Annotated in this window: 20 protein-coding genes; 5 read left to right on the top strand and 15 right to left on the bottom strand. The window is 46.0% G+C overall.

Annotated features, from left to right (window positions below):
• The 5 genes from AACZ88_RS21670 to AACZ88_RS21650 all read left to right on the top strand — a co-directional run.
• Window positions 1–668: HAD-IC family P-type ATPase (locus tag AACZ88_RS21670; protein WP_339715121.1), on the top strand; the 668-nt coding region annotated here is incomplete at its 5' end.
• Between the two features lie 17 nt (window positions 669–685).
• Window positions 686–898: a heavy-metal-associated domain-containing protein gene (locus tag AACZ88_RS21665; protein ID WP_109649928.1), complete on the top strand. Its 213-nt coding sequence runs from the start codon at window positions 686–688 to the stop codon at window positions 896–898.
• A gap of 15 nt (window positions 899–913) precedes the next feature.
• The gene (locus AACZ88_RS21660) at window positions 914–1696 is read left to right on the top strand and encodes a M90 family metallopeptidase (RefSeq protein WP_109649929.1); all 783 of its coding nucleotides are present in this window, start codon (window positions 914–916) and stop codon (window positions 1694–1696) included.
• 64 nt (window positions 1697–1760) lie between these two features.
• A complete protein-coding gene (locus tag AACZ88_RS21655) occupies window positions 1761–2237 on the top strand; it encodes a phosphatase PAP2 family protein (RefSeq protein ID WP_339715116.1) in 477 nt (158 codons plus the stop codon).
• 279 nt (window positions 2238–2516) lie between these two features.
• Window positions 2517–3002 carry a hypothetical protein gene (locus AACZ88_RS21650; protein WP_109649931.1) on the top strand — a complete coding sequence of 162 codons (486 nt, stop codon included), beginning with the start codon at window positions 2517–2519 and terminating at the stop codon, window positions 3000–3002.
• A gap of 44 nt (window positions 3003–3046) precedes the next feature.
• Here the strand turns inward: AACZ88_RS21650 and AACZ88_RS21645 are convergent, their stop codons facing one another.
• From AACZ88_RS21645 to AACZ88_RS21575, 15 genes are all read right to left on the bottom strand, one after another.
• Window positions 3047–6403 (bottom strand): TraQ conjugal transfer family protein, encoded by a 3357-nt coding sequence (locus tag AACZ88_RS21645; protein WP_109649932.1) that lies wholly within the window; start codon window positions 6401–6403, stop codon window positions 3047–3049.
• Between the two features lie 11 nt (window positions 6404–6414).
• Window positions 6415–6966 carry a conjugal transfer protein TraO gene (locus AACZ88_RS21640; protein WP_109649933.1) on the bottom strand — a complete coding sequence of 184 codons (552 nt, stop codon included), beginning with the start codon at window positions 6964–6966 and terminating at the stop codon, window positions 6415–6417.
• A 90-nt stretch (window positions 6967–7056) separates the two neighbouring features.
• A complete protein-coding gene (locus AACZ88_RS21635) occupies window positions 7057–8040 on the bottom strand; it encodes a DUF4138 domain-containing protein (RefSeq protein ID WP_109649934.1) in 984 nt (327 codons plus the stop codon).
• The gene (gene traM / locus AACZ88_RS21630; RefSeq protein ID WP_165357347.1) at window positions 8037–9005 is read right to left on the bottom strand and encodes a conjugative transposon protein TraM; all 969 of its coding nucleotides are present in this window, start codon (window positions 9003–9005) and stop codon (window positions 8037–8039) included. Before traM ends, AACZ88_RS21635 begins: the two co-directional genes overlap by 4 nt.
• A gap of 64 nt (window positions 9006–9069) precedes the next feature.
• Complete coding sequence (locus AACZ88_RS21625) at window positions 9070–9696, bottom strand: hypothetical protein (RefSeq protein WP_109649936.1); 627 nt, start codon at window positions 9694–9696, stop codon at window positions 9070–9072.
• A 7-nt stretch (window positions 9697–9703) separates the two neighbouring features.
• Window positions 9704–10609 carry a type IV secretion system protein gene (locus tag AACZ88_RS21620; RefSeq protein WP_165357349.1) on the bottom strand — a complete coding sequence of 302 codons (906 nt, stop codon included), beginning with the start codon at window positions 10607–10609 and terminating at the stop codon, window positions 9704–9706.
• A gap of 8 nt (window positions 10610–10617) precedes the next feature.
• Window positions 10618–11247, bottom strand: coding sequence for a hypothetical protein (locus tag AACZ88_RS21615; protein WP_109649938.1), 630 nt, complete (start codon window positions 11245–11247; stop codon window positions 10618–10620).
• Window positions 11244–13829 (bottom strand): TraG family conjugative transposon ATPase, encoded by a 2586-nt coding sequence (locus AACZ88_RS21610; protein ID WP_339715132.1) that lies wholly within the window; start codon window positions 13827–13829, stop codon window positions 11244–11246. The genes AACZ88_RS21615 and AACZ88_RS21610 overlap by 4 nt, the downstream gene beginning before the upstream one ends.
• Before the next feature lie 5 nt (window positions 13830–13834).
• Complete coding sequence (locus tag AACZ88_RS21605) at window positions 13835–14158, bottom strand: DUF4133 domain-containing protein (RefSeq protein ID WP_109649940.1); 324 nt, start codon at window positions 14156–14158, stop codon at window positions 13835–13837.
• 2 nt (window positions 14159–14160) lie between these two features.
• Entirely contained in the window at window positions 14161–14517 is a 357-nt protein-coding gene (locus AACZ88_RS21600; RefSeq protein WP_109649941.1) for a hypothetical protein, read from the bottom strand.
• Complete coding sequence (locus AACZ88_RS21595; protein ID WP_162987837.1) at window positions 14450–14677, bottom strand: hypothetical protein; 228 nt, start codon at window positions 14675–14677, stop codon at window positions 14450–14452. Before AACZ88_RS21595 ends, AACZ88_RS21600 begins: the two co-directional genes overlap by 68 nt.
• A gap of 125 nt (window positions 14678–14802) precedes the next feature.
• Window positions 14803–15267 (bottom strand): hypothetical protein, encoded by a 465-nt coding sequence (locus AACZ88_RS21590; protein ID WP_109649943.1) that lies wholly within the window; start codon window positions 15265–15267, stop codon window positions 14803–14805.
• Between the two features lie 2 nt (window positions 15268–15269).
• Complete coding sequence (locus AACZ88_RS21585) at window positions 15270–15944, bottom strand: ParA family protein (RefSeq protein ID WP_165357353.1); 675 nt, start codon at window positions 15942–15944, stop codon at window positions 15270–15272.
• A 242-nt stretch (window positions 15945–16186) separates the two neighbouring features.
• Window positions 16187–16585: a hypothetical protein gene (locus AACZ88_RS21580; protein ID WP_109649945.1), complete on the bottom strand. Its 399-nt coding sequence runs from the start codon at window positions 16583–16585 to the stop codon at window positions 16187–16189.
• Complete coding sequence (locus AACZ88_RS21575) at window positions 16585–19050, bottom strand: type IV secretory system conjugative DNA transfer family protein (protein WP_109649946.1); 2466 nt, start codon at window positions 19048–19050, stop codon at window positions 16585–16587. Before AACZ88_RS21575 ends, AACZ88_RS21580 begins: the two co-directional genes overlap by 1 nt.
• Window positions 19051–19081 lie beyond the last annotated feature (31 nt).

Below are 19081 nucleotides of genomic sequence, written 5' to 3'. Positions count from 1 at the left end.
ATATTCAAATCGATGCTTCCTTAATGCAAACAGCAGAAAGTCTCGAAGAGCAAGCAAAGACGGTCATATTTTTTGGTAATGAAAAACAAATGCTCGCGATACTCGCCATTGCAGATAAAATTAAGGAAACTTCAAAGAAAGCCATAGCAACGCTTCAAGAAAGAGGCATCGAGGTCTATATGCTCACGGGCGATAATAACAAGACCGCATCTGCGGTGGCACTAGAAATAGGGATAACCAACTATCAAGGAGAAGTAATGCCCTCGGACAAAGCAGCTTTTGTAGAAAAACTGCAAGCTGATGGAAAGATCGTAGCTATGGTTGGCGATGGCATCAACGATTCACACGCCTTGGCGCAAGCCAATGTGAGCATTGCAATGGGTAAAGGTTCTGACATCGCTATGGACGTGGCAAAGATGACCTTGATTACCTCAGATTTGCAATCCATCCCAAAAGCGTTGGAACTATCAAAAAAAACGGTCTTGGGCATCCGTCAGAACCTTTTTTGGGCATTCATATATAATATCATTGGAATACCTATCGCGGCAGGAGTTCTGTATCCCGTAAATGGGTTCTTATTGGACCCGATGATTGCAGGAGCAGCAATGGCATTCAGTAGCGTATCTGTAGTTGCAAATAGCTTAAGACTTAAACGAGCAAAACTTTAATTATAAATTTAAATACGATGGAAATTTTGAAATTTAAAACAAATATCAATTGTGGTGGTTGCGTCTCTAAAGTAACCCCCTTTTTGAACAAACAAGAAGGCGTTGAAAATTGGGAAGTGGATACCGCTAATCCTGATAAAATATTGACCATAGAAAGCGATGGTGCTTCCGAAGAAGATGTAAAAGCTACTTTGCAAAAAGTAGGATTTAAGGCCGAGTCCGTAGAGTAATACCTTTAAATTATTATGGGTTACGTTATCCTCTTAGGTGTCATTCTTCTTTTGGTTGTTCATTTTTATAAAAAAGCAAAACGACAAAAGGTGCAGCCTTTCCCAGAGCATTGGCATGGATTGTTGTTGGATAATGTACTCTACTATCGTAACCTTTCAAAGGAAAGGCAAGCAGCATTTCAGCAACGAATGATGCAATTTTTAAGTGAAGTCTATATTGATGGGGTACAATTGGAATTGCATGAGCTCGACAAGATTTTAATTGCGGCGAGTGCTGTAATTCCTGTTTTTGGTTTTGAGGAATGGCACTATACCAATTTAAGCGGAATCCTATTGTATCCTGATAACTTCAATGAGGATATGCAATTTAGCAGCAAAGATAAGTCGCGTAATATCGGCGGAATTGTGGGGAATGGACGTTTTGAAAAGCAAATGATATTATCGAAGAAAGCCCTCTACCATGGCTTCAAGAACCAAAGCGATAAAAACAATACGGGCATACACGAATTTGTACATCTTATTGATAAATTGGATGATTTCACGGATGGAATCCCAGAAAGGTTGTTGGAGCATCAATATACCATCCCGTGGTTAAAGTTGATCCATACGGAAATGGAAGTTATCAATGCCAATAAATCAGATATCAGAAATTATGGTGGAACCAATGAAGCGGAGTTTTTTGCCGTAGCTGCCGAGTACTTTTTTGAACGTCCCGATTTATTTAAGAGAAAACATCCAGAACTCTACAAAATGCTGGTGGAATGCTTTAGGCAGGAACCAGCACTTTTAAAAAAGTAACTGCAAAAAATAGTATAGTTAAGGTCCACTAAAAAATAAGGTATGGATGCTGTAAATGGCACGTATGATGTGCGTCATCACACAGACCATCAAGAGGATAACCGGAAGGCAGAGTCCAGGCCCCGCCATCGATAGTGGCAATCCCGGCGGGCATTGGACACTCTTCCCAAGCATCAAGGAATATCAAGCAAGAACGTCGAACTACGATGCCATGCCCTCTGGGCATGTAGCCACTTTTATGGCCACGATTACCGTCATTGCCAGTAACTATCCAGAAATCAAATGGATCAAGCCCGTGTGCTATACTTTAATGGGTATCATGGCCTTCGAAATGATGAGCAGTAAGGTGCATTGGGCCTCGGACTATCCCTTGGGTCTTTTTATCGGTTATGTAGTGGGCAAGGCGGCGGCCAACCGACGAATCAAAAAAATCGATACGAACGATGGTTTGGGCTGGAAAAAAACCGAAAGGGTAAAAACTGAATTTACTACGGTTCAACTAGAAGGATACACAACTTTTGGGGTGCTATTTAGTTTTTGAAATTTGGCGAGCATTTTCATACTGCTCTCCCCCGTGCCTGCGGAAGTTGAAAACCCTCCACCTCCAATCCTGACCGAGCGGGCACGCTTCGCTGGCCCGCATTCGGTCGTCTTTCCGGCTACGGTTTTTAAACATCCTCGGCACCGCGCATAAAAGCATGGAGGCGCAGAAAAAGCGCTCCATGCATTTATCTTGCCTACGCACAATTAATTTTGAAAATTCTTGTTTAAAATGTGTAATCCTTATTGATATATTTGTAATAACCCAAGGCCAATTCCCATGAAACCAAATATTTTCATCATTCTTGCATTCCCGATGATGCTATTTTTTTCGTGCAATAGCGACGACGACAGTGTTACGGAATCGGATAGGAGCCAAGCTTTGTTGGGACAATGGGAATATGAGTCGATTGATTCCAATACAGCCGTGGACATCAATGGCGACGGCACGGTCAATGTAGACCTGTTCAACACAAACGAAATACGCCAATGCTTAAAGGATAATCTCACTTTCTTCAGCTCTCGGGGAGCTGAAGAAAAAGGTGCTTTTTCCATTAATGAGAACGGACTGTCCTGTGGGGAAGTACCCGCATTTCAAAATGTCGAGGACGATAGTTACGAACTAATTGACAACCGGATCATACGATTTGATAATCGTAACGATTGGATTATCGTGGAGTTTAGCCAAAACCGATTGGTAGTCGACCAAGAGGATTTTCTGGATGATCAGGATGTAGTGATTACCTATTCTTTCAAGAGAAGCTAGTTTTAGTTATGTTTAGCTTACTGCATTAAAAGTGCTCTTGAGCCTCAAACTCTGACCACTCTCCCCGTCACTTTATCACTCCATTGGCCATTGGTATCCCTTACCCTGACCTCAAAGTCCTGATCAAGATATTTCAAACGGCTTTCTCGGGGTTCCTCTTCCAACATGAAATACCTATCCACTCCACTGCCCGTGGCTTCGTTGTAATTGAACAATCGGGTATCCCATCGGTTGGTACTCCGGTTGAATATCCTGATTTCTACCTGGTCCAAGGTAGCTCCGCCATAGGCCTCCGAACACCCGATATCAAAACAGGTATAGATCCTGACTTGATAATCGCAGCCGTTCAATCCACCACAACTGACATTGTGCTTTTCCCCTTTGACCAATGCCATGGGCCTTCCTAAGGTGTCAACAAATGTGCTTCCGCTTTTGGAATGCCCCGTTGAGTTCTCCACCTCAAAATCAATGGTAAACGTATTTGAGGTTTCAGGATAGAAAGTAAGGTTGGTACTCCCATAGTTCAATGGAATTGTTTCCCCCTCATCATATCTATTTCCACCATAAAAGAAATAACCGACACGGTTTCCATTGAAAGAAAATGTCATTTGATAGGTCACGGCCGGATCATGAGTGCCAATGGCATTGGTAATGACTGTGATGTTAAAAGGTTCTTCTTCCAAGCGTTCCCCAGGGGCCTGACTAATGGTCAACTCGAACGGTTCTTCATATACTTCGTAGTTGATATTGACACTGGCCGTTTTCTCCACATCCGATGATGACCGCACCGTGAAAGTGATGTTATGGCTGCCCTCGGTCGTTCCGGCATACTTTCCCGCGAATGCCCCCACAGGTACATCAAAGCTTTCCCCAGCGGAGTAGCTAGTGCCCTCATATTCAAAAGAACCATTGTTGCCGTTTGCCGAAAAATACATCTCGTAGGTATCTCCCCCGATTCCAATTTCGGAAATATTGAAGTTAACATCCACCTGTTCCCCCGTATAGGCCTGCTGCAAGGTGCCCGATGCGGTAAAGGTGTAATCCTTGGCCGCCACGTTTACCGTAATATCCACGGTTTTCTCCAATCCGGTATCGTTTCGGACCGTGAAAGCCATTCGAACGGTACTTTCATTGGTACCTTCGAGCGTCCAGTTAAAGTTGCCCGTATTGACATTGTAACTGTTCCCGGGGCTTACCTCTATACCGTTGTTGTCCCTGATAAGCGCATTGCCGTTCATACTGAAACGCATGGTGTAATCCGAAGATCCGACACTTTCCGAAATATTAAAATTGAGGCCAGTGGTTTCCCCTACGGTTATGTCCGATTTTTGGGTGCCCCCGGTAAAGGTAAAATCGACCTGGTCAAAAGTGATGGTAGTGTTGGCCGTTCGCGTAACGTCCGATCCCGATTCGACACTGAGAACGATAGTATGCTGTCCGGGTTCCGATCCGGTATAGGAAATATTGTTGACCCCGGCACCCAAAGGAAATTGTTCCCCCGGACCGTAAGTTATACCATTAATGGACATCGACCCGTTTTGACTAGAGGAAAAGAAAGCCGTGTAACTGTCGTTCGCTCCGTCGGGAACTTCGTCGATATCCACAATCATACCCACCGGAATGTTGGAAAACTCAGTAGCCTTGGACGGGGTCATATTGACCGTAAAGTCGTTGTTGCCAACGACAACGGTAACCTTATCTTCAAGAATCTGACCGTTGCTGTCACGAAGCAAAAAGGTTATTTCGTAGGTTCCTGCCTGGTCCCCAACGAAATCATACGCAAAGCTTCCCGGACTTACCGAAAAATATTGGCTAGGGATTATTGGCGAATTTCCATTGTACAATTGTGCGCCGCCACCTGAAATAAAGTAATTCAGTTCATAGGAAACCCCATCGTAATCCCCTTGTTCGATAAGGCTCAATGAAATCGTACCACGCTGGCCTACCAATACCTCGTTACTATTGGCCGAGGCATTGAATTCCAGTTCAAGGGGATTGGCATCCAGATCGATCTCCACAGGTCCGACCGCTTGCCCGTAATTGTCCGTAACGAGAAAATTGATGCGATGCGGGCCCAAGGTTTCCGGCGTATAAAACAATGGGAAATTACCCAAGTCGACCGGATAGTCAGTATTGTTCCGGATCGTATTTCCATTGACCCCAGTAACCCTTCCGTTTCCTTCTTCTAGGTCATAGGTCAGGAAATAATCGATATTGGATGTGTTACCGTTCGATTTAATGTTGAAATTAAGCTGTGTCCGTTGGTTTACGAATACCTGGTTGCTTTCCGAATTTCCACTAAACGTGAAGGGAATGTTGGCAATCTCGATCTCGACACTGTCCCTTTTCCTCTGGCCATTGCTGTCTCGTATATCAAAATAGATTTTGCGCTGCCCCAATTCATCGTCCTCAAAAGTATAGTTATAATTCCCGGGATCAATGCCGCGAAAAGTCCCGGGGTCCATGACCCCGCCATTCTGGTCCCGTACGGTTCCCGCGCCTTGGCTATCGGAAGAAAAGGAATGGCTAATATCATAGGTAACTTCGCTTTCCTCGTCCTGTGTCTGCAAATCGATATTGATTGCCAGGTTGGTGTCCAGCTCCACCTGTGAGGATGCCGCGGTTGCCCTGAACGTGAAATTAACATTTCCGACCGTCAGCAGCAACTCGTTCGTCAGGGATGCCCCATCGGGAGCCTTGGCAACCATGGTCAATTTGTGCTCGCCCAAGGTTTCTGGTAAGTAGCCAAATTCGGTAACGCCCTTGGGCAACTTAAAGGGGTTTCCAGCATCGTAGGTAACATCGTCCAAATGAAGCTTGCCCGAACCATCTTCCAGTTGGTAGGTGATCTCAAATTCCTCGGTCGATTCCCCATTCGGAGCTACCGTGTTCTTGTCCCGTAGCAAGGTTACATTTACGGGATTCCGACTATTGATAATGAAATCCTCGGTACCCTTTCCCAAGAGAAAGCTGAAACTGGCGTACTTGACATTGTAGGCCAACTCCAACTCCTTTTGCAATTGGTTTGAATCCCAGGCCAATACCTTGACTTTGTGAATACCCGTATCGATGGGCATATACCGGTAGGATAGGTCAAAGTCCTTGACCAAAATGGTGTCATTTTCGCGGATGGTATCGTTTTCCGTACCTAAATAATAGCCTTTTCCGTCAAGGATATTATATTTCATGAAATAGGAAACGGTGGAGACCATCCGCTCTGGTTCCAAGCTGAAATCCGTTCTTGCAGTTTCAAATACAAAACCGTTTTCCTCGTTGTTACCATCAAAGGTAAAATCAAAGGAATCCTGGACTATTCCTTCAAAGTCCTTGCTACAGGCAATTATAAATATCATGCATAGCGAACCTATGGCGACTATGCGTTGTGGGGTATTGAATTTCATAACGTCGCTTTTTAAAACAAAAAATACCGTAGGCCGACGCCGACATACGGATAAAAATTTCCCACGTCCGAATTGACATGGTAGTATTCGTTGGCCTTGACCAATAGCGAAAAATCATTGCTCAAGCCTATTTCCATTTCAGCACCGAGATATAGGCCGTAAATAAATTGGCTTTTGCCATTGATAAGCGCACCGGTGGGCAGTTCATTGCTCCCGTTGTTGATGACCTCGTATCCGAACAGCCCACCTCCACCGAGGAAGAGACTAAAATTTTTTCTTCGAGGGGCCATAAATACACGATAATACAGCCCCGGCTGGATAGTGAAAATATTGTACGGAATATTTTGGGCACCCTTGTCCTCGGCAATTGCGGCCAAAACACTTATCTGAAAATATTGGAACCGATTGGGATGAAAATTGAACGTTCCCATAATACCATAACCATCCTCGACATAGCCACCGCTCACGCCGACCGAAGAAGCAAGGTTGCCCCGCATTTGGCCTGAAACGGCTGAACCCGCAAGACAAAACAGTACCGTAATGAAAAATAACTTTGTTCTCATCTATTTAAAATTTAGCCAACCAGTGATGACAGTTTTTTTATTATATCTATTGGAGTTGGTCATTATCTTATAAATGCGCATTATGGCCTTTCATAATTTAAATCTTGATGGGTTATTGATGACAAGTTGGTCTATATCCAAGGATAGGTTTCGATTGCCCTTTTCCTCATCTAGATTCACCATGAGGGACTTTCTCCGGTCAAGGGTAAACTTATCGAAGACCACCATGAAATAGTTCTCGGAATTCCCCTCGACTTTTTTGGGAACTTTGTACCTGAACAAGGGTTTGTGTTCCGTCTTGACATTGCTCGAACTATTCTTGTAGTTGGTGGCGATGCTGAACTTTATAAAATTGACGTCATAGTCTATATGTTCCTTGTTCTCCAAGCGAAACTGTAGGTATATTTCGTTATTCTCATAGTACACGTTCTCCAGCCAGAGAAATACATCATCGTATTTGGAAAAATATCGGATGATCTTGCCCTTGTTGAACTGGTTGTAATAACATCTCCGCCGTATATATTCCATTCTATCCAAGACATACAATTCCTGGGTAAGCGGCAAGGGTTCCCCATCGATTTCCTTTTCGAGCTTAATCTCCAATTTTTCCCCAACTGTTTTGGTAGTTGCTAAAGTGTCCTTTATGTCAGGATGTGAGGCAAAGTCGGATTCATCCAATTCAGTAGCACTTTTTTTATGGGATAGCTCTACGAGGTTATCGACCATGTCGGTGGTTATGGTCCATCGCTTCTTGGCGGGGATGTCCACAAGTTGCAGGATAAAATCATAGGCACGACCGTCACGGGTATAAATGGTATAGTTCGTAAAATCGGAGGTGTCGGGCGCCACATCGTTATAGATAAGCAAAACGATACGCTCTGAGGTTGCGGAAGCACTTTTCGTCGGGAAGGACTCCAAAAAATTCAGCTCCTTCCCATTGATGGAAAAATCATAAGGGGCGGGCAGTACCAGAATGGTCTTATAGTTCCTTGAAACCGGAATGGTGTCCATTTTCGCCATAACCGATAGGGAACCCGATAGCCCAATTATTGTAAGTACAGCTTTTATTTTCATTGTGTTGCCAATAAGAGTTCATAATCATCCATCAATAGGATTTTTTCTTTTTCCCGTAACCTTTTTTTTCGAAGGAAAGTCCCCAACCCTTGGGCGATGCCTTTTAAAACATTCGGTGCGCCGCTGGTGATTTCGTCGGTGGCCCCTCGCAGTGCATCGCCTCCCATTTCGGCCTTGTACTCCCTCCAGAGTTCCCCGGCCCTTTTGTTGTAGATTCCTTCCCTGCCATCGTTGAAGTCCCTGACGGAGATATCGACCGGATGGTGCTCGATATTGTCTATATCCAAATACACCCTGTTTCCCTGTATCGAAGCCATAGCGTAGATGAAGGTATTCTTCGGAAATCGTTTTTCGCTAAGGACCATATCTTCCATGAGTAGAAGCCTTACGTTCTCATTGGGCAAGATGAACTGGTCGCCATATACCGTTGCCCTAAAGAAAATCGGCTTTTTGGTAACGGGCATCCGTTCCCGTTGAGGCTTGCGGTTTCCGCTCAAGGATTCCCCGACTATTTTCCTTTTTCCCTCCAGCAGCATTTCACGGTAGGCCAAGCGGTTCTCCACGAATTTTTGCTTCTGCTCTTCAGCGGTCATCGCGCTCTTCTTTTCCCTTTCTGCGGTTTTCTTCCTATCTGGAAGGTTGGCCTGCACCACTTTCTGTGGTTTAGTATCCAAGGATAGCCCTTCCAATCGCTTCAAGATTCTTTGGAGCGAATCGTTTTGCGAATCATTCATTTGGGTCATGTCCGGTAAGGACGAAGATTTCCCTGCCTTTTTCTTTTCTGTTGAGTCCTTTAATTTCCAAGGCTCGGCGATAGCTTCGGATTCCAAGGTCGGAACCTTGCCGGGAAGTTCTGGATTGAAGCCATTCGTGGGATCGGTAGTGTTGCCGAACCCCATTTGGAAATCCTTGACGTTCTCAATGACAAAAAAACTGGTCAGTACCAGAATAAAAGGTAGGGCCATAGCAAAATTTCTGTGCCTTACGACCCATCGCTTCAAACGCTTTATGTTGCCACTGAATTTCATGTTACCTACGCTCGAGATCGGAATTGTCCACGACCTCAAAGTCGATAATCTTGATTCCGTTCAGGTTGTTCGGGGTAATGCCCGCTTTTTTCAGGTGCCCCTTAGTGACCAAGTTCCTATACGTTGTGGATTTGCCTTTTTCTATGGCCTGTTTGCCGTAAAAAGTAAACGGAAACGGATAGGTTGCATAGTCGATTTGAATCGAATCAAGTTCCACAAAGTAGTGATAGTCACGCATTACCACATCATGGAAGTATTTTTTTTCGACCAAACGGGCATATAAACGGTTGCCTGACCAATCGACCATGAACAAGGCTTTTTCCTCTATGTTTCTTTTGATCAGGTTCAGATCGGGTTCCAAGGAAAAAAACAGCTCATGAAAGTTTTGGACATGACCTTCGCAAAGGATTTCGAGGTTTTCCTTGGCATCCCTGATCGGTACCATGGGGAGGCGTTGCCCACCATGCAGCACATAGGCGTTATTGTTGGCACGCTCATGGGCCGATACTACGAAATAGATAGCGATCGCGAAGACCGCTATCATCAAGACCAAGCAGCTATAGACGAGCCTGTTGTTGTGCCTTCTACTTTGGGCGATATCATTGAATATCTCGTATTTTCCCTTCATAACCTTGTTATTGTGTAAGTGTCCTAACCGCTTTTGTGGCCCCGCCGCTCTTTGCATCGATGACCGTTTGTATTGCTTTTTTGCCGTAATGCTTGGGCTTGGAGACGATCCCGCCGCCCGATATGTTGAGTCCTTGCACTACAAAGTTGGCCAGTGTAGGGGCCTTGATATAGAAGAAGGAAGTCATTAGAATCAGGAGTGAGGAACTCAGTATCAACCCGAGGTCGTAGGCGCTGTTACGCAACAAATGGTCCACGAGTGCGTCGACAAGGTTGACCATGAACATATCCACTACATATAACATGGGAAGCCATAGGCAGAGGCTCATGAACTTTTGCAACCAGGCTTTCCAAAGGCCGGAAATGGCGGGAATGAACGAAAGCCCGATATTGATCGGCCCGAAAATGATAAGGATGAACAGGTAGATGGTGGCCAATGCCTTGATGCCCACGAAAATCAACGTGGAGATGATATGGGCAAAGGCCGTTATGGAACCTGCCAAACCGGTAAGTGCAAAGGATTGCAACGCATCGATATCCAAACTGAACATGTTCCATTCCACTGCATTATTGGCCGCCACGTCGATTTGCGCCAAGGCCACCTTTTGCCCGATGGTATCCCAGTTCTTTTGGGTGCTGACAAACGAGGAACCAAGGTTGTTGTAAAATTCAAAGATGGCGTGTGCAAACTCCGAGTAGTTGAAAAGGATGAACATCAACGGAAACCACTTTAGGGCCTTGAACACATCGGCGCGATCATTGCCCACAAAATGCATGATGGCGAAAATGCCCAACCCGATCTTTGCCATTTGAAAACCAATGCCCAAGGTGGGCCCCAAATTCGCAAAGGCATCATCGATATATTGGTCGAATATCGTGTTGACCGTTACCCTAAAACCTGTATCCGATTGCATAACGTACATCAATTGGTCTTGATCAAGGAATAGACCGCTTTTCGGTGTTCGTTTTTCTGTAAAAGGGAGGTGTTGACCTTTATGATGGTTTCCAGCACGCTGTCCATTCTGTCCAAGATCGACCGTAAGGCAGAAAGTCTATCGGCCGATTCGATGATCTCGCCCGTGGAGGCGATATGCGATCCTTGTGAGACCAAAGACGTAACCTGCACGAGGGCATCGGCCAACGCTTCGGTCGCCCTTTCCTTTTCCACCTTTTCCAGATTGGCGAACGAACGCAGGTTTTTCTGCGTGCCCTTATAGGCTTCCACAATTTTGTCCTTCAGGTCATAGAGTTCGGTCATTTCGGGACTTCCCATGACATAGCTGGCAGGAGTCCTTTTTGCCGTAAGGTCTTGGCTAAGGATTTTGGAGGCACTGGAATTGGCGGTAACGTTCCGTTCCATTTGTGCCAAAAGCTTGCCCATGGTCGAGTTCAAGGTGACCAGTTGCGAATTCAGCGTGGCCACATTTTGATTGAGGATGACCAGTTGGGCGTTGGCCGCTACATCGGTCACCGGAATCTGGGCGGCCCCGAAATAAGGGAGTAGCCCGATTAAAATTCTTAGGCATACAAGTTTTGGTTTTAAGTACTTCATCGTTTTCTATTTTTAGGGTTAATGTCGCTGCCGCTCAAATTCCCAAAACCGGATTCCGCCAGTTCGTTCTGCAGCTGTTTGTAGGCGTTGGCCGTTCTTTGCCAAACACGACCGTGTTTTTCGTGGAGACGGTTGATCTTTGCTTTTTCGTTGGGGTTGGTCTCGAACAGGCATTTGGTCGGCAACGAGGTCTCCAATCCGAACACCTTGACGCGGTCCTTCCAACAAATGGCCATTTCCCTTAGCTTTCGGCCCATGGGCAAATCTTTGTTGATGGAAAGGATCAGTTGCTTCTGTTTCTCGTTCAGGCCCAATAACCGTTGGATCTCCCCAAAGGAATTGCCGAATTCGCCGAGGTCCAGCAACACTTTGATATGGCTGTTGACCACGATGGTATTGCCGATGTACTTGGATTTGACAAAGTCGCTTACCTTCTGTGAGATAAAAATGGGTTGGCCCCCATATTTCCGGGCCATTCTGGACTTGGCGTCAAAATAATTGGCCATAATCGGATTGTCGAACAGGTTCCACGCCTCGTCAACGACCAATATTTTGTTTAGGGAAAGTTTTTTGGGATCCTTCAGTTTTTTGTCGAACACATCGATCATCAGGAACGCCAGGATCGGAAAGAGCTGCTCGTTTTCGATCAGGTTTTCAAGTTTGAAGTATACCAACCTTTCACGACCCAATTGGGCTATCCTTTTGTCCCTGCTGTTCAACAGGTATGCCCTGGGGCCATCTTGGGCATATTTGCCCAAGAGCAGTAAAAACAGATTGGGGTCGAAGACTTCCTTTCGTATGCCCTTGGAATCCATAAGCCGCTCCAAATGCCTTTCCGAATACCCATAAAAAGAATTGAAGGAGTTATCGGGATTATCCTTAAGGAACTGGTCCCTATAATATCCCTGTACCAACAATTCGATAATGGTCTGGATTACGGCACTGTCATGACCGTCGTCCGTTGTAGTATCCTTTCGCCCCAATAGAAGATAAACCAATGCGATAAGCTGGGTCAGCTTGTGCTCGGTAAGCATCTTTTGGCCGTCCTTTTCTACCATATCCCCTGAATCCAGCATAAAGGGGTTGAACGTAAAGGGCTTTTGGTCGTCGTTCTCTATGACGACGCCGTCCAGATGGTCCAGCAACTTGTCATAGGAATTCCCGTTCTCAAGAATGAGGATTTCCGCTCCCTCGCGATATTCGGAGAACAGATAGGCATTGGCATAAAAGGTCTTTCCGCCACCGGATCCCGAGGCGATGAGCATGCCCCGGTTAAAGATCCAGTCCTTTGCCTCGGGATCACGGTAGAGACTTACCAATAAAGGTTTACCCGTGGCCCTATCGACCATGCGTAGGCCGTGGGGGCCGTGCATCCTGTTTCGATAGCCCCCTTCAAAATACCAAAGGCTGGCCGCCATCTCCGAGGAAAAGGGACTGAAGAGTTCCATGCTCAGTCCGATGCCGTTGCCAAGGATACCCCCGAAAAAGAGGTTTTTTCGGTCCACGTTATTTTCCGTGGCATGGATGCCCAACTTCCGAAAAGCCGACCGGACGGAATTGCACATCGACCTAAAGGACTTTTTGGAATTGGAAAGGCCCAATACGTTCAAGTGATAATAGACCAGTTCCTTATGCTCGTTCAGGATATGCTGCTGGAAATCATAGATTTGGTCCCGGTAGGTGCTGTTCTTGTCCCCCTTGCGGTTTCGGGCATATTTGTCCAGACGTTTCGCCTTCGACCTAAGTTTGGCCATGGCCTTCTCCTTTTCGGGGATATAGATATATTGGTTGATAATATGCTCCTGCGGAATCCGAAAACCCAAGGAAAACAGGTTCCCTATAGGGAACAGGTTGTCCCCGGCACTATATTTTCCAAAATACTCATGAAAGGCCATATCCTCCTTGGAGAACTGGTCCAGATTTTCCAAAGTGAAGTATTGCCCTTGTTTGTCGCCGACCCGCAGCCCGTGTTCGGAAAAGTCGATATCCCTGCCCGTACCTTCCCCGTAGCCCGCTTCCAGATAACAATCGTAATAGCCCGCTCGACCGAAAAGTCCCTCGGAATCAAGGATTTTCGAGGTCATCAGACCCGAATCGTTGATAAGATCGTTGACGGCACCGACCCTGGCCTCGAAATCCGCCATTGTGTCCCCATCGAGGTATTCTTCGGGAACATAGCTTTGGCCATAGAACCGTCGCTCCTTTTTTAAGAAGGAATTGGCCCCGATAGGCGTGCGCCCGATATAGTTTTTCGGCACTTTATGGATGGCCAGATAGCACCGGTGCTCCAAAAAAGGCCTGTCCTTGAAATAGAGCTCGTCCTCGGTCTCGAAAAAATCCCGTTCCAACCGTTGTCGGTCCATTGAATAGGTTTCCCCGAAGAAGAGGTCCTGTTTGTGCAAAAGACAGTTCTCGCCCAGGATTTCCATGATACCCGAGACCATCCGGTTCAGGTTCAGATAGTCCTTACTATCCAAAGTGTAGATCTCGGGAAGTTCCAATTGCAGCGGAATGCTCAGGCAACCTCGTTCCTTTGATACCAAGATCGGTGCCTCATAACCATAAATGGGAAAGGCATCCATAAGATTCAATCTTTTTTCCATAGCACCAACATTTTTTTGTTGACATGGCCCTTAATGGTATCCGGCCCCTTTCTGTCCGCTTGGGACTTGATAAAGCCATTTTCCCCGTACGCCTTTGAATAGAAAAGCATGAGTGCGATATAGAGGGCCGCGGTACAGAAGGAAAGCAAAAGGCTAAGAAAGGTCGGGATGACCGTACTGAGGAACAGTCCAACCATCAGGGACAGGAACGAGCCCTTAAAGGCTTGATCCACATATTTGGCGCGAAGCCCAAGGAAGGAAACGTCCTTTTGCAGGGCCTTTGGAATTTTGACCATCTTGTTTTCCATGATCAGTTGGCCAAGTTTTCCCCGATCTCGATAAGGCCGTAGAAAATGACCAGCCCAACAATGGCGTTGCCCACTTTACGGGCCATGTCCTGGTTCTGTTCCCTGATGATGAGAAAGGCCAGTGCCGCGATGGCCAGAAGTACGCCTGCGGCAATCTTGATGATGCGGAAAATACTGTTCCCTATCTGTGCCGTACCCTGTTCCGCTTCGTTGACCTGATCGACCAGTTCATCGATCTGGGCAAAGCCGGCCGAATGGAAAGCAACAATAAGGAGTAGGGTCAGGAAGACGTTAATCGGAGTCGTCCACCTCCGGTTCCGGAGGGGACTCGGAATTTTTGATAATCTTGAATTTTTCATGTTCTGGAATTAAGGATTCATTCTGAACATCTTTATCGGACGCATTGAAAATATCCAACAGCTCGGAGCTGGTTTCATTCTCATCGACACGGTTGAGTAACTGGTCCATATCTTTATCCTTTGAAGATGTATTTTTTACAAATATATGTGATTTTTGCATATATGAATCATTTTCCTGAACATTTTTTTTGTTTTTGGATTTTTTAAGTATGACAAAGACCCATAGGTACCACAACAGGCACAGGATACCGATGACGGCATAGACGATATGTTCCCACTGCCAATTCAAATCTTGTCGATAATTCGTTGAAGTTCCCGAATGTTTTCTTGGTGGTAAAGCTCCAAGGCCTTTCGCATGATATCGTTGCGCGAGACCTTTTTTTCCAACTTGTAGCTGCATGCGCTGGCCAGTCGCTCATAGTCCTCGAAACAGGTCTTGCTCAATCTAAAGATAAATTGCTCCTTTTTGTCGGTATAATTGTCTTGCTCCAGCAACGTCTCGAAATCCATTACCTTCTTTTGTTCCCTACGGCTTAACTTTGCCAAGGGAAATGTACGTCCCGTGGCCCCATGGGTGTTACCATCTTTAACGTAATCATCGTTTCTTTCGTTTTTCCGGACCGTACTTTTTCCAACTTTTCCGACCGTGCCGTGCCGTTGTTCCCTGAGTCCCTCGACGGCTGACTTGGTATCCGTATTCTCTAGAATGGCCGATTCCAGCAAGTCCTTAACGTTTACTTTTTTGCCCATTTTTAATTTTTTGAAATTTTCATAACCTCTTCCATAAATCGTTTTAGCCCCAGTTCCCCGTTCTCTTTTGTTGCGGGAATAGGAATTAGGGTATTCCGGTATCGCTCCCTGTATACGGTCCGTTCCATGACGACCTGTTCCATCATCGGCATTCCCGCTTTTGCCAGGGTTTTTCTTACCGCATCGAACTTATTGACCTTGACCAGCTCGTAGCGGTTGAAGAACAGGTTGACGGAACGCAGTACCCGATTTTCGTTCCATAGATAGTTCTTCTGCAGTGTTTTGTAGAACACCGCCGTACTGTCGATTTCCAGTTCGTCAAGGAAAAAGGGAATGAAGATATGTTCGACATACAGCAGCCCCCTTACCATTTCCTCGTTAAGGTTTCCGGGGAAATCGACGATGATAAAATCCACGGTACCATAATATTTTTTAATCAACGGTTCCAAGGTCTGGACCGTTGCCCGCTCCACGGGAAATATCGGCATTTCGGTCGAACCTACCTGTCCAAGATCTCGGTTCCTCTTTTTGTACACAGAGTACTGGGGATTGTCCATGTCGATCAATACTACTTTCTTCCCGTACAGGTGGAAAAGGTTGGTGGCCAAGATGATATTCAGGGTCGTCTTGCCACAACCGCCCTTTTCCCCTGTACATGAAATTATTTTTGTTTCCATAAATATACTTTTTAAAACCATAGTATCATATGGCCATATGATACTATGAACATTTGAAACTATATCCCTATATAGCATTGAATATCCATTGCATTATAGGTTGCTATATAGCAATGATTGTATAATGCCATGGACATTGCTATACAGCAATTGAACAAAGCACAGGTAGATTGTTGCGGACAATAATGGGGATATTGAACCTAAATCTTTTTAACGGCAAGAAATTACTTCGAATGCAAAATTTACAAGGACGATTTGAAATCCTTCATGGCCTCTGAAACCCGTTCCTCCAGCTCAAGGTATTTCTCGCGAAGTCCTTCTTGGTAGACCATATTTTCCCCGAGATTACGCTTTTGCACGAACTCGTTATCGGGTAACAAAATCCAAATGGGATTATAGCCCAAACTGTAAAAATAGAGGATGATCTTGATGGAATTGACCATTGAGGAACCGCGCTCCACATTGGCCAAAGTTGTACGGTCCATGTTCAGGTAATCGCTTAGGTTGGTCATCGAAAACTGACTGAACCTTTTGTCCTCGACATCGTCCAATTCCACCAGTTCAAGACGTATTTCCTTTAAGCGTTCCCCGATATACCCCAGATCCTTGGAGTCCAGATTGATGATCGATTCAATGTCCATTATTCAAAATTTTCTATGGGATACGAGGAAAATTCCTCATCAAAATTATACTCCGTCTCTTCCTGCAAAGCTGCCAAACTTTGGGACAGGGACTCATCAAGTTCCTTCCCGAAATCGTCCATGAACTTTTCTACGGCCGCCTCGGAGTTGTCGATTGATCTTGCAATTTCACCATTTATTTTCTTTTCGTCAAATATGGCGCTCTCAAGCTCTTTTCCCGTAACTGCCTTATATTCCTCTTTCACCAGGCTGTCCACTTCATTGATAATCTTGTCAAATTCGGCTTGGGCCACACGGTCCATTTCCGTACGCACCAAAAATTCCTCCACAATATGGGCCAATAACCTTTGCCAATCGGCACCCCTTGCACCCGTATTCAGCAGTTCCAGAATATCCTCCCTAAAATCGAACAGGCGAAGCTCCTTGACCACATCCTTAAAAATTCGGCGTTTGGTACCATTGGTAAATGCATTTTTGGCCGTTTCTTCCAGACGCGTACCATAAAATTCGATGTACCCGATTTCCTTGGTAAACAGGCCCGAGACGTTCTTCGGTAAATCCAGCTCCTCTATGAGCTTCATCTGCGCTTGGAACAGTTCCCCGAAATTCTCCGGCTTGAAATCGTTGACAACGGGCAACTTGTGCTTCATGGCCCTTCGCTTGCCTTCGATGTCGGGGAGCAACTGGCCATAACATTTCTTTTCCTTGATCTGATGTTCGAAGGTGTCGGCCACCAATCCTGCGAAATGCCCAGTGGACATGGACGCGATCTTGCTTCTGGGCAAGAGTTCCATCATCTGTGTGCTCAGGTTGGTACTGACATCGGAGCTGCTCGTGTTCTTTGAGACCTTTTCTTGATGGATCTTTCCGAAAAGCTCGCTCAACCGTTTGGCCGTCTCGCCTTTGGCCGCGCCACAGATAAGGTTCGCACAGTTGTCATAGATGACATCGGCCAGTTCCCGGCCGTAATCCAGGATAAGCTGTCCGACGCTCTGAAGCCCCAAAATGGTAGCGATCTTGTTTTCCCTCCCGGTATCGATTATGGTCCGCAACAACATGATGAACAGGGTGGGTACCTCGTCGATAAGCAATGCCATGTGCCGCTTGCCCGGTTTGTTCACCCGTTTGAGGATGGTGTTCATGTACAGGCCCAAGGGTGCGGAATAGACTTCCTTCCGTTCGGGATTGTTCTGTAGCGACACGATTTTGGGATATCGGGGATCGTTCACCTCCAGACTGAAGTCATTGCCGGACATCACATAGAAGATTTCCTTGGTCGCAATGCTGGAAAGGCTTATCTGGACCGTACTGGTCTGGCCCGACAGTTGTTCCATGGCCTCCTTTTCCAAAGCGTCCCGAAAGGGGACCAATATCTGGCGTACTTCCACGTCCTCGGTCATGATCTCCATCAAAATGTCGATTTTTACCGTGGTCAAAATGGCCAAATGCCCGGGGGTACAGAGATACTTGCCCGTTTCTTCCGATTTTTTCTTGAGGTACCAGATACAGCCCCCTGTATAACTGATGGCACTGCGCGAAAAATAGTCCTGCCGTTTTATCCATTCGGGATTCAGGTTTTTCATAAGGGTCGTGGCCGTATCGATGGCATCGGATTGGTTGACCAGGCCATAGGGATCCATGGGGTTGTTCCGGTGGGTCATCCGGAGGTCGTCAAAACAGATCCGGTACAGTTTAGGAAAGGGCATTTTGGAATCGCTACCTTGCCTTTTTAAGGCTTCCTGTAAATAGCCATAAGCTTTACGGGTCAGCGTATCGAACTTAAAATCGTAGATGACCATGGCGAATTTCTTGTCGATGAACTGGGCCATGATTTCCTCGATAACGGAAAAGGACTTGCCGCTCCCTGGAGTGCCGATGACCAGCAATGCCCTGAAAAGATTGACAAAATTGATCCATCCTTTTCGTTGTTTTCCATGATGGGAATAGGTGTATGGGATATTGGCGGAATAGGGCGTATCGATTCGGTTGCCTGTCTGCTCGAAGGTTTCCTTCGTATCGTTAAAAGGGTCATTTTTAGCCGGGTTCATAAAGTCCAAGAACTGGAATAACCGCATCCCGTAGGTCATCAATCCCAAGTAGGCCAAGGAAAGAAGTACCATAGCGGCCCACATCCCCAATACGAAAATACCATGGCACCACCAAGAAACGAACAACAGGGCCAAGGACACGAGAAAGCCTGCAACATTTTTTTGACGATCCAACTCCTCCTTTTTAACCGGACGGTATATCATAATTCCGCCCATCAGAAGGCCCAACAGGAGCAGTCGGGCGACCAAGCCTTGGGATGGCAGTCCGGAACGAATCAGAAACGAGTACATACTGTCCAAGAATCCGTGATGCCCGTAGTGGTAAACATAAAGGGCATATTGTTCCCCGAATAGAATAATGGCAAAGTGGAAGGCGGAAAGGTACATGCCCATATAGCCCTTGTTCTTATCGTGCATATCCTTTTCTTTTTGGCGGTTTCCCTGGTCT

Origin of the sequence: uncultured Kriegella sp. (assembly GCF_963975415.1) — a bacterium.
Lineage (GTDB): Bacteria > Bacteroidota > Bacteroidia > Flavobacteriales > Flavobacteriaceae > Kriegella.
Note: the sequence above shows the minus strand (reverse complement) of the source record. Positions and strands in the feature narration are given on the sequence as shown.